Origin of the sequence: Halomonas eurihalina, assembly GCF_008274785.1 — a bacterium.
GTDB lineage: Bacteria > Pseudomonadota > Gammaproteobacteria > Pseudomonadales > Halomonadaceae > Halomonas > Halomonas eurihalina.
The window spans coordinates 37,878-51,371 of the sequence record NZ_VTPU01000007.1 but is presented as its reverse complement, the minus strand read 5'-3'; the positions used below and the strand labels follow the sequence as shown (position 1 = coordinate 51,371).

The window sequence follows — 13,494 nt, the reverse complement described above, 5'->3', positions numbered from 1 at the left end:
TATCAGGCGTCGGCGGCGATTCCCCAGGCGAAGGGATCGGTCTCGTCGATGATCAGTGAGGCTTCGGCGCTGATATGGGCTCTGCCGCGCAGGTAGGGGCGAATCCGCTCGCCTTCCGGCTCGTAATGGGCCACGAACTCGCTGCCGGTAATGCTGGCCTGACGCCAGGCTTGCCCGGGGGCCAGCTTGCCGTCGGCCGCCAGGCAGGCCAGCTTGGCGCTGGTGCCGGTGCCGCAGGGCGAGCGGTCATAGGCCTTGCCGGGGCAGAGCACGAAGTTGCGGCTGTCGGCGTCAGGGTCGTCGGCGAACAGCTCGATATGGTCGATCTCCCCACCCTCCTCACCGGTGATGCCCTGTGCCTCCAGCGCTTGTCGGATCGCCCAGGTGAACTCGGTCAGGGCATCGGTGTTGTCCAGTTCCAGGCGTTGGCCGTGATCGCTGACCAGGAAGAACCAGTTGCCACCCCAGGCGATGTCGCCATGGACACGACCATGGCCGGGCACCTCCAGCGGGACCGCCTTTCGATAGCGATAGGCCGGCACATTGCGCACGGTCACGCTGCCATCCTCATGAAGCCGCGCTTCGATAGGGCCGACCGGCGTATCGATGCGATGCAGGCCGGACGCCAGGCGGCCGTGGTGGGCCAGGGAGGCCACCAGGCCGATGGTGCCATGGCCGCACATGCCTAAATAGCCGCTGTTGTTGAAGAAGATGACACCGCAGGTGGCCTCGGGCGTTTCCGGTTCGCAGAGCAGGGCGCCGACCAGCACGTCATGTCCCCGCGGTTCCAGCATGCAGGCGGTACGCCAGCGATCATGCTCGCCGGGCATTCGCTCTAGCTTCTTACGCAGGGTTCCCGCGCCGAAATCGGGAAAGCCCTCCAGCACGAGCCGCGTGGGTTCTCCACCAGTATGGGAATCGATCACCTGGATGCGCTTCATGCATCGTCCTCTCATGGTGTTTGGGGATGGTTGAGTGGCTGGATTTTGATCGGCCATGCTTGCCAAGATAGATTATATATTTTATACATTCAACGGAGCGTACTTCAGGCGCCTCCAAGCATCCTTCAAGTGAGCAACGATCATGACCCAGGCGAATCCCGACCCGAAGGTCTCCCCGCAAGCTCGAGCCACGGCGGATACCGGCTTTGACGATGCCGATATCGCAGTGATCGGTGCCGGCGTGGTCGGCACGGCCTGCGCGCTGGTGCTGGCGCGCCAGGGCTTTCGGGTGCGGGTGCTGGACAGCGATGCGCCGGGCATGGGGGCTTCCTTCGGCAACGCCGGTCATCTGGCTACCGAGCAGGTCTTCCCCATCGCCGATGCCTCTCTGCTGAAGCGTATCCCCGGGATGCTGATGGATCCACAGGGGCCGCTGCGGCTGGACTGGCGCTATCTGCCGAAGGTGACCCCTTGGCTGATGCGGCTGCTGTGGAATCTGCGTTCTTCTCCCTACCAGCACAGCGTGACGGGCATCCGGGCACTCAATGAAGCGAGTCTGGCGGCCTGGCAGGAGCTGCTGTCGTCCATCGGGCGACTCGATCTGCTCTGTGGGGACGGCTCACTGCTGGTGCACGAGAAGGCCGAGACAGCGGAGGCCCTGGAGGCATCGGCAGCACGCTTCGCCGCTCAGGGCGTCGCGCTGGAGCGCCTGAGCGGTGAGGAAGTCCGTCGTCGGGTTCCCGAGCTGTCGGAGGATATCCGTGGCGGCCTGTTCTTTCCCGAGACCGGCCATGTGATCGACCCGCATTGGGTGGTGAAGGCGTTGGTGGCGGCCGCCGAGGCCGCTGGGGTGCGTTTTTCCCGGGCCGTCGTGCAGGGCGGCCAGGCCGAGGCCAGCGGGGTTCGTCTGGAGACGAGCCAGGGCCGGTTGACGGTGCCGAGGGTGCTGGTCGCGGCCGGTGCCCACTCGGCGCCACTTGTCGATGCACTGACGGGGGTACGTGTGCCATTGGATACCGAGCGTGGCTACCACCTGATGTTGCCTCGGGAGGGCGGGCGACTGCCCATGGCGGTCACCTCCCTGGAGCGGCGCTTCATCATGACGCCCATGGCCGAGGGGCTGCGCCTGGCCGGCACCGTGGAGTTCGCCGGGCTCGAGCGGCCGCCGCGCATGGAGCGTGCCTGGCGGCTCCGGGAGCTGGCGCGAGGCCTGTTTCCCCGCCCCCTGGACGAGTCGGATGCGACTCCCTGGATGGGATTCCGCCCGTCCTTGCCGGATTCGCTGCCGGTCATCGACCGGGCCGGCCCGCAAGGGCGGGTCTGGCTGGCCTTCGGTCACCACCATCTCGGGCTGACTCAGGCGGCGATCACCGCTCGCCTGGTCGGCCAGTTCAGCTCTCTCGAACGGGAGTCGACGGAAGCGGCATTACCGTCGCTGGCCCCCTACCGGCTGGCACGCTTTGCCCGATAGTCAGGCCGGCGCTGGCTGGCACCGAATCAATACACATTGCGACAACAACAAGCGGAGTGAGTCATGAACGAGCAGCAAGCGGGGGGCCGCCTGCCCTCCATGGGTGAAGTGGGTGCCGTGATGGTGGGTTTCATCGCCATCATGTTCCTTTTCATCAATGTCCTCGAGTTGCCGATCCAACTGGCGCTGTTCACCTCCTGGTTCCTGGTGATGGCCCTTGGACTGAAGCTCAAGCTTTCCTACGAGGCCATGCAGAAAGGGCTGATCGACGGCATTCACAACGGCATGGAAGCGGTACTGGTACTGATCACGGTGGGGGCGCTGATCGGTACCTGGATTGCCGGCGGCATCGTGCCCAGCATCATCTATTACGGACTGTCGGTGATGAATCCGCAGATATTTCTGTGTGCGGCCTTCATCATCTGTGCAGTCACTTCCCTGTCAACGGGAACCTCTTTCGGTACGGCGGGGACCGCCGGGGTCGCCATGATCGGCATCGGTCACAGCTTCGGCATACCGCTGCCGCTGGTGGCGGGTGCGGTGATCTCTGGTGCCTATGTGGGCGACAAGATGTCGCCGCTGTCCGATACCACCGTGATGACGGCCTCGCTGTGCCGGGTGAAGCTGGTGGATCACATCCGTTCCATGTCGCTGGTCAGCGCTCCCGCCGCTCTGATTGCCGCTCTGCTGTTCCTGGTGGTGGGCTTCTTCTATGTGGGTGAAGACGTCGATACCCAGCGTGCCGACATGGCCATGCAAGCCCTGCAGTCGCATTTCACCATCAACGCTTGGCTGCTGCTGCCGGCCGTCATCGTCATCGGCCTGCTGATCCGCCGCTATCCCGCCATCCCGGTGATCACCTTCGGGGCCGTGATGGGGATTATCTGTGCCTGGCTGGCCCAGGACGTGGCGCTGCTCGACGCAATGCGGACCGCTTATGTTGGCAATGCTATGCAGTCCGACGTGGATTTCCTCAATACCCTGCTCAACCGGGGCGGCATCGAGTCGATGCTCGGCGTCATCGCATTGATCCTGTTCGCCCTGGGGCTCGGTGGGCTGATGGAGCGCGTTGGTGTGCTACAGGCGATCAGTAATAGCTTTCTGCGTTGGGCCGACAATGCCGGTCGTCTGACGCTGTCGACCATGCTGGGCGGCTTCTTCGGCAACTTCTTCGGCGGGGCGGCCTATGTCTCCCTGATCACTGCCAGCACCATCACCGAGAAAAACTACGACAAGCAGGGTATCGATCGTCGGGTACTGTCCCGCAACGCCGAGGCCGGCGGTACTATCACCACGCCCATGGTGCCCTGGACGGATGGCGGTGTCTTCATGGCCATGACGCTGGGCGTCTCCACGCTCTCTTACCTGCCATTCCTGTGGTACCACATGCTGGTGCTGCTGATCACTCTCTTCTACGGCTACGCCAATATCGCCATCTGGCGGACCGACGAGTCGCAGGAAGATACCGCTGCCTTGAGCACTGCCACAAAGTCCTGAAGCGCTTTCACCCGCCATGCCGAGGATGCCTCGGTGTGGCTTCTACCGTTGGCGGAATTTACCAAGCGGGGAACATTACTGCTCTATTATCGAGGGAAAGGTTTACCCAATGGGCCAGGATGATGTCCTGGTTCTCCACCACGCCCTTCGTGGCAACAAATAATCACTACAGTGACGAGGTTAGTCATAATGAAAACAATGACCTGGTTTTCCACTGCTCTGGTGACGGCGGTATTTGCGTCTCAGACTCTAGCCGCCGATATCGAGTGGCGTGTTCCCACCTCAGTGCCGGATGGCTCGCCGTTCTTCGAGAATTTCCTCGAACGTTTTGCTGATAATGCGGCGTTATTGACCGAAGGGAAGGTAGAGATCCAGCCTTTCGGTGCGGGAGTGATTGTGCCAGCCCTGCAAGTCTATGACGCAGTCAAGGAAGGTACCGTCGATGCTGGGCATTCGACGCCGAGCTATCTGGTCAACCAGAACCCCGTTAATGCTATCTTCGCCGGCTTTCCTGGAGGCATGGGCCCCCAGGCTTACATCAACTGGATCTACGAGGGCGGTGGTCAGGAGAAACTGCAGGAACTGCGTGCCAGCGAAGGCCTGCATTCATTGATCGTAGGAATCGGTTCCACAGAGATCTTCGCCCACTCCAACGTGCCTATCAATGGCCCTGAAGATCTGAAGGGATTGAAGTATCGAACCTCTGGCCCTTGGGCGGAGGTCATGCGCGAATATTATGATGCCGTGCCCACGGTGGTACCGCCGGGTGACACCTATACGTTGCTGCAGCGTAAGGGGGTGGATGCCGTGGAGTGGGCGACACCCTCCAGCAATCAGCCGGAAGGTTTCCATGAGGCTGCCCGTTATATCGTTGTCCCGGGAGTTCATCAACCGACGTTCCTGTGGGAAGTGGTTGTGCGCCAGGAGACATGGGATCAGCTCCCCGACGGTTTGAAGCCGCTCCTGGAAGCTGCCGCCAAACTGACAACCTACGAGGGACTTGGCAACTTCTATCACCAAGATATGCTGGCAATGGAAAAATACCGGGCCGGGAAGAATGAAGTCATCAGCCTGGATGAAGAGTTCATCAAGGAATTGTCCGATAACGGTCGTGCCTGGATAGCGGGGCGTGCCGAGGAGGCGAGCCAGTCCGGTAACTCGAGGATGGCCGAAATCCTCGAGGAGTATCAGGCCTATCAGAAGCGCTGGAATGCCCAGAAGGACTATCTCATAACCGACTGACCGACGCCCGGCGGGAGGTTGAGCGAGAGCCACCCGCCGAGCCTCTATGTGAGCAGACAGGATGATGATCTTCAAACTGATAGACCGGCTCTCGAGTCTTTCGGCTTGGCTGAGCAAGGCGGCACTCATCGTGCTGACCGTGGCGATGTTGTATGAAGTAGTGGCTCGCTACGTCTTCAATGCCTCGACGATATGGGCTTTCGATCTCTCTTATATGGCGACGGGTATCGCTTTCATGTTTGGTGTGGCCTGGACGGCAAAGATAGATGGCCATGTCAGAGTAGATGTATTTAGTAGCATGATGCCGCCACGTATTTTTCGTCTCATAAATGGTGTGGTTTATACCGTTATAATGTTTCCCATTCTTTCCTTAATGGCCTGGCATGGTTGGAAGAAAACTGTGAACGCCTTTGTCAGCGGTGAGGTGGAAATGGTCAGCATCTGGGCGCCAAAAATGTGGCCATTCTACTCTTGCATCGCCTTCGGCTTATCTCTCCTGGCCCTTCAAGTGCTGGTTATAGGGCTTCGCTCACTCATGAACGAAAACACTTGCCGGGAGACGACTTGATGGATGCGATTGTAGCCGCTCTGATGTTTCCAGGGCTCTTTCTGCTGATTTTTCTGGGTATTCCGATCGCCTTTGCGTTGACCATTGTCTCGGTGTTTGCCGGCTGGTTTGCCTTTGGTCCTATGGTATTTCAGCAGCTATATGGTAGCGTGTTCAGTGCTGCCTCCCACTATGTTCTCTCATCCATTCCGCTATTTGTACTAATGGGTGCCATTCTGGAAAAATCCGGAATCGCCAAGAATCTGTTCGATGCCATTCAACTCTGGATTGGGCGCCTGCCTGGTGGATTGGCGCTCACCACTATCGCCATGGCGGCGATCTTCGCTGCGGCTTCTGGGGTAGTGGGGGCGGTGGAAATCATGATTGGCCTGATGGCTATTCCAGCCATGCGTGCCTACAAGTACAACAACACGCTGATTACTGGGACAATCTGCGCGGGAGGCTCTCTAGGTACGATCATTCCACCGACGGTCATCGTTGTCGTCTATGCGGCCTTGGCTCAGTTATCCATTGGTGCACTCTTTGCGGCCATCATCGTGCCAGGTTTGTTGATGTTGTCGCTTTTTGCCCTCTATATCGTCGGGCGTTGCCTGCTGCGTCCCCAGGATGGCCCGGCCGCAGTGGCAAGTGGTGACGACTTACCGCTGACTGAAAAGATCGGGATTACGCTCAGGGCGTTGATTCCGCCGCTACTGTTAATGTTTGCGGTTCTGGGGTCATTGCTGGGTGGAATTGCGTCTCCCACCGAGGCGGCGGCGGTAGGTGTGGCTGGAGCGGTCATTCTGGCAATAGTCAATGGCGGCCTTTCGTTTCGTTCCATGGTGGAATCCTTCTCACTCACCGTTCGCATCACTGCGATGATTCTGCTGATCGTGGCGGGTGGCACCATGTTTACCGGTATTTTTGCCGTCAACGGTGGCGGGGATATGGTGGCCGATATTGCTGCAGGACTTGGGGGAGGAACGACGGGCGTCATTCTGTTCTTTCTCGGAGTGACTTTCCTGCTTGGGTTCGTGCTCGACTGGACGTCCATCGTGCTGATCTGCATGCCCATCTTTACACCGATCGTCAAACAGATGGGTATTGATCCGGTCTGGTTCGCCACCCTGGTATTGGTGACGATTCAAACGAGTTACCTGACACCGCCGATGGCTTCCTCGATCTTCTATCTCAAATCTATTGCCCCAAAGGATATTACTTACGGGCAAATGTGCCGAGGTGTGTTGCCCTTCATTGCCATACAGCTTCTTACCCTGCTGCTGGTTGCTCTTTTTCCGGCGACAGCGACCTGGCTGCCAGACAAGATCGTGGGGTTCTAGATATCGTATTCTTGATTGGACGTCGCACGGGAGATGGCTGAATAACAGAGTTGAACTAAAGAACGCGGATGATAGATCGTAATATAAGGTGCTATCGCGCATCGCCGAGAACAAACGACAAGAAGGATGAACCATGACATTTCACATGAAGCAAAAGACGGTAGTCGGCCCCTTGGTTGGCGGGGTGTTGCTTGCCTCGGTCACGGCGCCGGCCAGTGCCGCCGAGGTCAAGAACGTGATCCTGATGATCGGGGACGGCATGGGGCCCCAGCAGGTGGGGCTATTGGAAACCTATGCCAACCAGGCTCCTGATTCCATCTACGATGGTGAGCCGACGGCGTTTCACCAATTGGCCAAGGAAGGCGTCGTCGGCTTTTCCCTGACGCATCCCGAGGATGCCGTCGTCGTGGATTCCGCCTGTTCCGCCACGCAGTTGGCGAGCGGCATCTACTCCGGTAGCGAGGTGATCGGTATCGACGCCGAGGGCAATCCCGTCGAGACGGTACTCGAGCTTGCCCAGACCCGGGGCAAGGCGACCGGTCTGGTTTCGGACACGCGCCTGACCCATGCCACGCCCGCGGCCTTCGCCGCCCACCAGCCCCATCGTTCGCTGGAGAACGAGATCGCCGTGGACATGCTGGAAGTAGGCCCCGACGTCATGCTCTCGGGCGGGCTGCGCCATTGGGTGCCGCAATCGGCGAGCGAGGATGACGAGGTCAAAAGCCTGATGGATGGCGCTTATGAGCCGGCGTCCAAGCGTCAGGACGATCGAAACCTGCTCGCGGAAGCCGTCGAAAAGGGCTATGGCCTGGCATTCAGCCGCGAGCAACTCGAGGCCGATCAGAGCGACAAGCTACTGGGTCTGTTTGCCAACTCCGGCATGGCCGATGGTATCGAGTATCGTAATAACAGGGACGACGCCGACCGTCTCGAGCCAACCCTGCATGAGATGACGCAGGCCGCACTGAACAGGCTCGAACAGGATGAGGATGGTTTCTTCCTGATGGTCGAGGGTGGACAGATCGACTGGGCGGGGCACTCGAACGATGCCGGCACCATGCTCAACGAGATGGTCAAGTTCGAGGAGGCGGTTCAAGGCGTCTACGACTGGGCCAAAGGGCGGGACGATACCGTGATCCTGGTCACTGCCGATCACGAGACCGGCTCCTTTGGCATGTCATACTCCTCGGCCAACCTGCCAGAGCCGCAGTCGAAGTCAGGGCCTGCCTTCGCGGAGCGGGATTATGCTCCCAACTTCAACTTCGGCGACTTCGCACTTCTTGATTCCCTCTATCAACAGAAGGCCAGCTTTTCGACCCTGTTGAGTGAGTTCGGGGCACTCGAAGAGGAACAAAGAACGCCGGCTCGTCTGATGGAAATGGTCAATGCCAACAGCGATTTCCAGATCGACGAAGCGCAGGCGGAAGCGGTCCTGGCCGACAAGCCGAACCCCTACCACGTGGAGGGCCACAGCTATCTCGAAGCCGAGGAGGTCCCGGCCATCCAGGACTTCGATGCGTTCTACCCCTATAACGATCGAGGCAATGTACTGGGGCGTGTGCTGGGCACTGCACAGAATGTCGTCTGGGGCACCGGTACCCATACCCACACTCCGGTGAACGTCTTCGCCTGGGGGCCGGCCGAGACCATTCTGCCGGTATCTTCTATCCAGCATCATTCCGACGTCGGCCAGTACCTCAAGGCGCTGGTCGAGTGACTCGGTATGGGTGGCCCTTGCTGCACTCCGGTGAAGGAAAGGGCCGTCCCGGAACGTGATGCCGATTACAGACGGGCGGTGTCCGGTGTCTGACTGGCCTGGACTCGCCCTTCCAGCACGGCGGCGATCCCTTCGCAGGCTTCCAGAATATGCCGTTCGAGTAGCTGGCAGGCGGCGTCGGCATTGCCTTGCCTGGAGAGCTCGAGCAGGTCGTGGTGCTCGCGCTCGGCCTTCTCGATCTCCCGGGTATATAGAAGCTGCATGCGGATATAGCGGTCCGACTTGGTATTGAGCTGCGAGACCAGGTTCATGGCCTCGGGAAGATCGGCGGGGCTGTAGAGCGCTTCGTGGAAGGCGAAGTTGTAGTCGCTCCAGTTGTCGACCTGGCTGCCGCTGTCCAGGGCGGCATCGTATTCCAGGAGGATTTGTTCGGCCTTGTGCAGAGCGGATTCGGTCATCCGGGGAATAGCTTGCCGTAGCAGGTGGCTTTCCAGCAGCACTCGCAGGTCGAAGAGTTCGCGGATCTTGGTCACCGAGAGTTCGGTGGTGAAGGCGCCGCGGTGGGGGTAGAACTCCACCAGGCCTTCGGCCTCCAGGGTGAGCAGCGCCTCGCGCACGGGAATTCGGCTGACGTCATAGTCCGCGGCCAGAGCATCCTGGCGCAATTGGGAGCCCCCGGGGAACTCGCCGCTCAGGATACGGTGGCGGATGTCATCGGCAACGAATTGGGCGCGGGTCTTGTAGGCCATGGTGGGCTCAGCGGCTCGAAGAAGAAGTTTTATACAGTATACATGAGCCGCCGCCGATTCTGGAAAATCGTCATGCGTGACACTCAATGAGTCCGCCGTTCCGCCGTGCGCTGCTTTTCAGTGAGAGGGGAGGTTGCCTGACGATGACCATCATTTTTGATGGGAAGGCTTTAAAAATCATATTGAAGATTGTATAAAATATAAAAAGAGCCGTCGGCTGTGGATGGCAACCAATACACTGGACCGACCCGAGAACCCCGGAGGAAACAATGACGAACGACAATATCTTCACTGGCTGCATTCCAGCCCTCATGACGCCCTGCACGCCGGAACGCAAGCCGGATTACGACGCGCTTGTCGCCAAGGGACGCGAACTCATTGAGATCGGCATGAGCGCCGTGGTGTATTGCGGCTCGATGGGGGACTGGCCGTTGTTGAGCGAGGCCGAGCGCCAGGAAGGCGTGGCGCGCCTGGTCGCCGCCGGCGTGCCGACGATCGTGGGCACCGGTGCGGTGAACTCCCGGGAGGCCGTGTCTCACGCCGCCCACGCTGCCGAGGTCGGCGCCCAGGGATTGATGGTGATTCCCCGTGTGCTGTCGCGCGGCACCTCGGCGGTGGCCCAGAAGGCCCATTTCTCCGCCATCCTCAAGGCGGCGCCCAATCTTCCGGCAGTGATCTACAACAGCCCCTATTATGGCTTCGCCACCCGTGCCGATCTGTTCTTCGCCCTGCGGGAAGAGCACCCGAACCTGATCGGCTTCAAGGAGTTCGGCGGCGCCGACGATCTGCGCTATGCGGCGGAGAACATCACCTCGCAGGACGATGACGTCACCCTGATGGTCGGCGTCGACACCACGGTGGTCCATGGCTTCGTCAATTGTGGCGCGACCGGTGCGATCACCGGCATTGGCAACGCGCTACCCCGGGAGGTCCTGCACCTCGTCTCGCTGAGCAAGCGAGCCGCGCGAGGCGACGTCCAGGCACGCCGTCAGGCGCAGGAACTCGACGCCGCCCTGGGCGTTTTGTCTTCCTTCGACGAGGGGCCGGACCTGGTGCTGTATTACAAGCACCTCATGGTGCTCAACGGCGAGCGCGAATACGCCTTGCACTTCAACGAGTCCGATGCCCTCAGCGATGCACAGCGCAACTATGTGGAAGCGCAGTACGCGCTGTTCCGCGAGTGGTATGCGCAATGGTCCGCCGCCGTCCGCGAGTCATGAGCGGCCATTGCAGCGAAGCAGCGTCAAGGAGACGAGTGGTATGACACTGGAAGGCAAGTTACTGATCGGTCAGCAGGCCGTGGAAGGCAGTCGCGTGGCCATTCGGGCCACCAACCCGGCCACCGGCGAGCGCCTCGAGCCGGGCTATCCGGGCGGGACTCAGGACGACGTCGAGCGGGCCTGCGAGCTGGCCTGGACGGCGTTCGACACCTACCGTGAAACCTCGCTGGAGGCGCGTGCTGGCTTTCTCGAGGCCGTCGCCGACGAGATCGAGGCCATCGGCGATGCGCTGATCGAGCGTGCAGTGGCCGAGACCGGCCTGCCGAGGGCGCGCGTCCAGGGCGAACGTGGGCGTACCTGCGGCCAGCTGAGGCTGTTCGCGAGGACCGTGCGTGCCGGCGAGTGGCTCGATGTGCGCGTCGATCCCGCGCTGCCGGATCGCCAGCCTCTACCGCGCGCCGATCTGCGTCAGCGTCATGTCGCCCTGGGGCCGGTGGTGGTGTTCGGCGCGAGCAACTTCCCGTTGGCCTTCTCCGTTGCCGGTGGCGACACGGCATCCGCCCTGGCCGCCGGTTGCCCGGTGATCGTCAAGGCGCATTCCGCGCACCCTGGTACCAGCGAACTGGTCGGGCGGGCCATTCAGGCGGCGGTCGAAAAGTGCGACCTGCCGGAAGGCGTGTTCTCACTGCTGTTCGGCTCCGGCCGTGAAGTCGGTCAGGCCCTGGTCACCGACCCGCGGATCAAGGCGGCCGGCTTCACCGGTTCGCGCAGCGGTGGCCTGGCGCTATGGCAGGCCGCCCAGTCGCGCCCCGAGCCGATTCCCTTCTACGCCGAAATGAGCTCGATCAATCCGGTATTCCTGTTGCCGGCAGCGCTCGAGGCGCGTGGCAAGGCGCTGGGCGAGGCCTTCGTCGGTTCGCTCAACATGGGAGCCGGTCAGTTCTGCACCAATCCGGGACTGGTAATCGCGATCAAGGGCCCGGCACTCGATGACTTCGTTGCCGCCGCCGGAGAGGCGGTCGAGGCCAGTGCTGCCCAGACCATGCTCACCCCGGGGATCTTCGAGGCCTATGAAAGCGGCGTCGCCGCTCTGGCCGGCAGCGACAGGGTGCGTGACGTTGCCCGCGGCCGGAAGGGCGAGGAGCCCAATCAGTGCCGGACTGGTCTGTTCGCGACCTCGGCGGAGGATTTCCTGGCCAGCGAGACGCTGCAGGCGGAAGTCTTCGGCTCCACCTCGCTGGTGGTCGAATGCTCGGATGCCGCTGAACTGGCCAGGGTGGCCGAGCATCTGGAAGGCCAGCTCACGGTCACGCTGCAGATGGACGATGCCGACCTGGATGCCGCCCGCGCATTGCTGCCAACGCTCGAGCGCAAGGCGGGGCGCATCCTGGTCAACGGCTGGCCCACCGGCGTCGAAGTGTGCGACGCGATGGTTCACGGCGGCCCCTTCCCGGCGACATCGGATTCCCGCACCACCTCCGTGGGCACTGCGGCGATCTTCCGCTTCCTGCGCCCGGTCTGCTACCAGGACATGCCGGATGCGCTGCTGCCGGAGGCACTCAAGGCACATAACCCGCAGGGGCTCGACCGGTTGGTCGACGGCCGGCGTGAGGGCTGATCGCGTCTGAGCCCTCGTCGGCGTTGCGGTCAGCCCGCGATGCGCTCGGCGATGGCTCGGCCCAGGGCCGCCGTCGAGCCCTGGCCGCCGAGGTCCGGCGTCAGGAGGCGCTCGTCGCCTTCCTCGAGCACCGCTTCGATGGCGGCGAGCATGGTGCGGCCGGCCTCGGGGTGGCCAAGATGCTCGAGCATCATCGCCCCGGACCAGATCTGGCCGATGGGATTGGCGATGCCGCGCCCGGCGATGTCGGGCGCGCTGCCGTGCACCGGCTCGAACAGGCTCGGGAAGCGTCCTTCCGGGTTGATGTTGGCCGAGGGTGCCACGCCGATGGTGCCGGTACAGGCCGGGCCCAGGTCGGAGAGGATGTCGCCGAACAGGTTGCTGGCCACCACCACGTCGAACCAGTCCGGATGGAGCACGAAGTTGGCGGTCAGGATGTCGATGTGGAACTGGTCGACCGAGACCTGCGGGTAGTGCTCGCCCATCGCCGCCACTCGCTTGTCCCACCAGGGCATGGTGATGGCAATGCCATTGGACTTGGTGGCCGAGGTAAGTTTCTTGCGAGGGCGGCTGGCGGCCAGGTCGAAGGCGTATTTTAGGACGCGATCGACACCGGTGCGGGTCATCACTGTCTCCTGGATGACCACTTCGCGGTCGGTGCCCTCGAACATGGTACCGCCGACGCTGGAATATTCCCCCTCGGTGTTCTCGCGTACCACGTAGAAATCGATGTCTCCGGGCTTTCGGCCGGCCAGCGGGCTCTTGATGCCGGGCAGAAGCCGGCAGGGTCGCAGGTTGACGTATTGGTCGAACTCGCGGCGAAACTGCAGCAACGATCCCCATAGCGAGACATGGTCCGGTACCTTTTCCGGCCAGCCCACCGCACCGAAGAACAGGGCATCGAACTCGCCTAGGATGCGTCGCCAGTCCTCGGGTAGCATCCGACCGTGTTCGAGGTAATAGTCACAGCTGGCGAAATCGAAGGTCTCGAAGTCGAGCGCGATGTCGAAGCGTCGTGCGGCGGCCTCCAGGGCACGTTGGCCCTCCGGCGTCACTTCGGTGCCGATGCCGTCTCCGGGAATCACGGCGATGCGATGGGTCATGGTGTCGCCTCTCTCGTCGTTTCGAGGTGATATGGAAGATCGTCGTGCA

Annotated in this window: 11 protein-coding genes; 8 read left to right on the top strand and 3 right to left on the bottom strand. The window is 61.6% G+C overall.

Translation table 11 applies throughout. The features are described from left to right. Positions 1-2 precede the first annotated feature (2 nt). A complete protein-coding gene (locus FZZ93_RS08545) occupies positions 3-941 on the bottom strand; it encodes a 4-hydroxyproline epimerase (RefSeq protein WP_149321903.1) in 939 nt (312 codons plus the stop codon). Positions 942-1,083: 142 nt separating this feature from the next. Between FZZ93_RS08545 and FZZ93_RS08540 the strand changes: the two genes are divergently transcribed. The 6 genes from FZZ93_RS08540 (at position 1,084) to FZZ93_RS08515 (ending at position 8,755) form a co-directional block, all read left to right on the top strand. After that, positions 1,084-2,412 carry an NAD(P)/FAD-dependent oxidoreductase gene (locus FZZ93_RS08540; protein WP_223111779.1) on the top strand — a complete coding sequence of 443 codons (1,329 nt, stop codon included), beginning with the start codon at positions 1,084-1,086 and terminating at the stop codon, positions 2,410-2,412. Positions 2,413-2,475: 63 nt separating this feature from the next. Then, positions 2,476-3,909 (top strand): Na+/H+ antiporter NhaC, encoded by a 1,434-nt coding sequence (nhaC, locus tag FZZ93_RS08535; RefSeq protein WP_149321902.1) that lies wholly within the window; start codon positions 2,476-2,478, stop codon positions 3,907-3,909. Positions 3,910-4,098: 189 nt separating this feature from the next. Continuing rightward, the gene (gene dctP / locus FZZ93_RS08530) at positions 4,099-5,151 is read left to right on the top strand and encodes a TRAP transporter substrate-binding protein DctP (protein ID WP_149321901.1); all 1,053 of its coding nucleotides are present in this window, start codon (positions 4,099-4,101) and stop codon (positions 5,149-5,151) included. A 61-nt stretch (positions 5,152-5,212) separates the two neighbouring features. After that, positions 5,213-5,719 carry a TRAP transporter small permease subunit gene (locus tag FZZ93_RS08525; protein ID WP_246146161.1) on the top strand — a complete coding sequence of 169 codons (507 nt, stop codon included), beginning with the start codon at positions 5,213-5,215 and terminating at the stop codon, positions 5,717-5,719. Next, complete coding sequence (locus FZZ93_RS08520; protein ID WP_149322043.1) at positions 5,719-7,038, top strand: TRAP transporter large permease; 1,320 nt, start codon at positions 5,719-5,721, stop codon at positions 7,036-7,038. The genes FZZ93_RS08525 and FZZ93_RS08520 overlap by 1 nt, the downstream gene beginning before the upstream one ends. Before the next feature lie 133 nt (positions 7,039-7,171). After that, complete coding sequence (locus FZZ93_RS08515) at positions 7,172-8,755, top strand: alkaline phosphatase (protein WP_149321900.1); 1,584 nt, start codon at positions 7,172-7,174, stop codon at positions 8,753-8,755. 65 nt (positions 8,756-8,820) lie between these two features. Here FZZ93_RS08515 and FZZ93_RS08510 read toward each other — a convergent pair whose 3' ends face one another. Next, a complete protein-coding gene (locus FZZ93_RS08510; RefSeq protein ID WP_149321899.1) occupies positions 8,821-9,504 on the bottom strand; it encodes a GntR family transcriptional regulator in 684 nt (227 codons plus the stop codon). A 269-nt stretch (positions 9,505-9,773) separates the two neighbouring features. Here FZZ93_RS08510 and FZZ93_RS08505 point away from each other — a divergent pair, with 269 nt between their 5' ends. Both FZZ93_RS08505 and FZZ93_RS08500 read left to right on the top strand, forming a co-directional pair. Further along, complete coding sequence (locus tag FZZ93_RS08505; protein WP_149321898.1) at positions 9,774-10,724, top strand: dihydrodipicolinate synthase family protein; 951 nt, start codon at positions 9,774-9,776, stop codon at positions 10,722-10,724. Positions 10,725-10,764: 40 nt separating this feature from the next. Further along, positions 10,765-12,342: an aldehyde dehydrogenase (NADP(+)) gene (locus FZZ93_RS08500; RefSeq protein ID WP_149321897.1), complete on the top strand. Its 1,578-nt coding sequence runs from the start codon at positions 10,765-10,767 to the stop codon at positions 12,340-12,342. Positions 12,343-12,371: 29 nt separating this feature from the next. Here the strand turns inward: FZZ93_RS08500 and FZZ93_RS08495 are convergent, their stop codons facing one another. Continuing rightward, positions 12,372-13,445, bottom strand: coding sequence for a tartrate dehydrogenase (locus FZZ93_RS08495; RefSeq protein WP_149321896.1), 1,074 nt, complete (start codon positions 13,443-13,445; stop codon positions 12,372-12,374). Positions 13,446-13,494 lie beyond the last annotated feature (49 nt).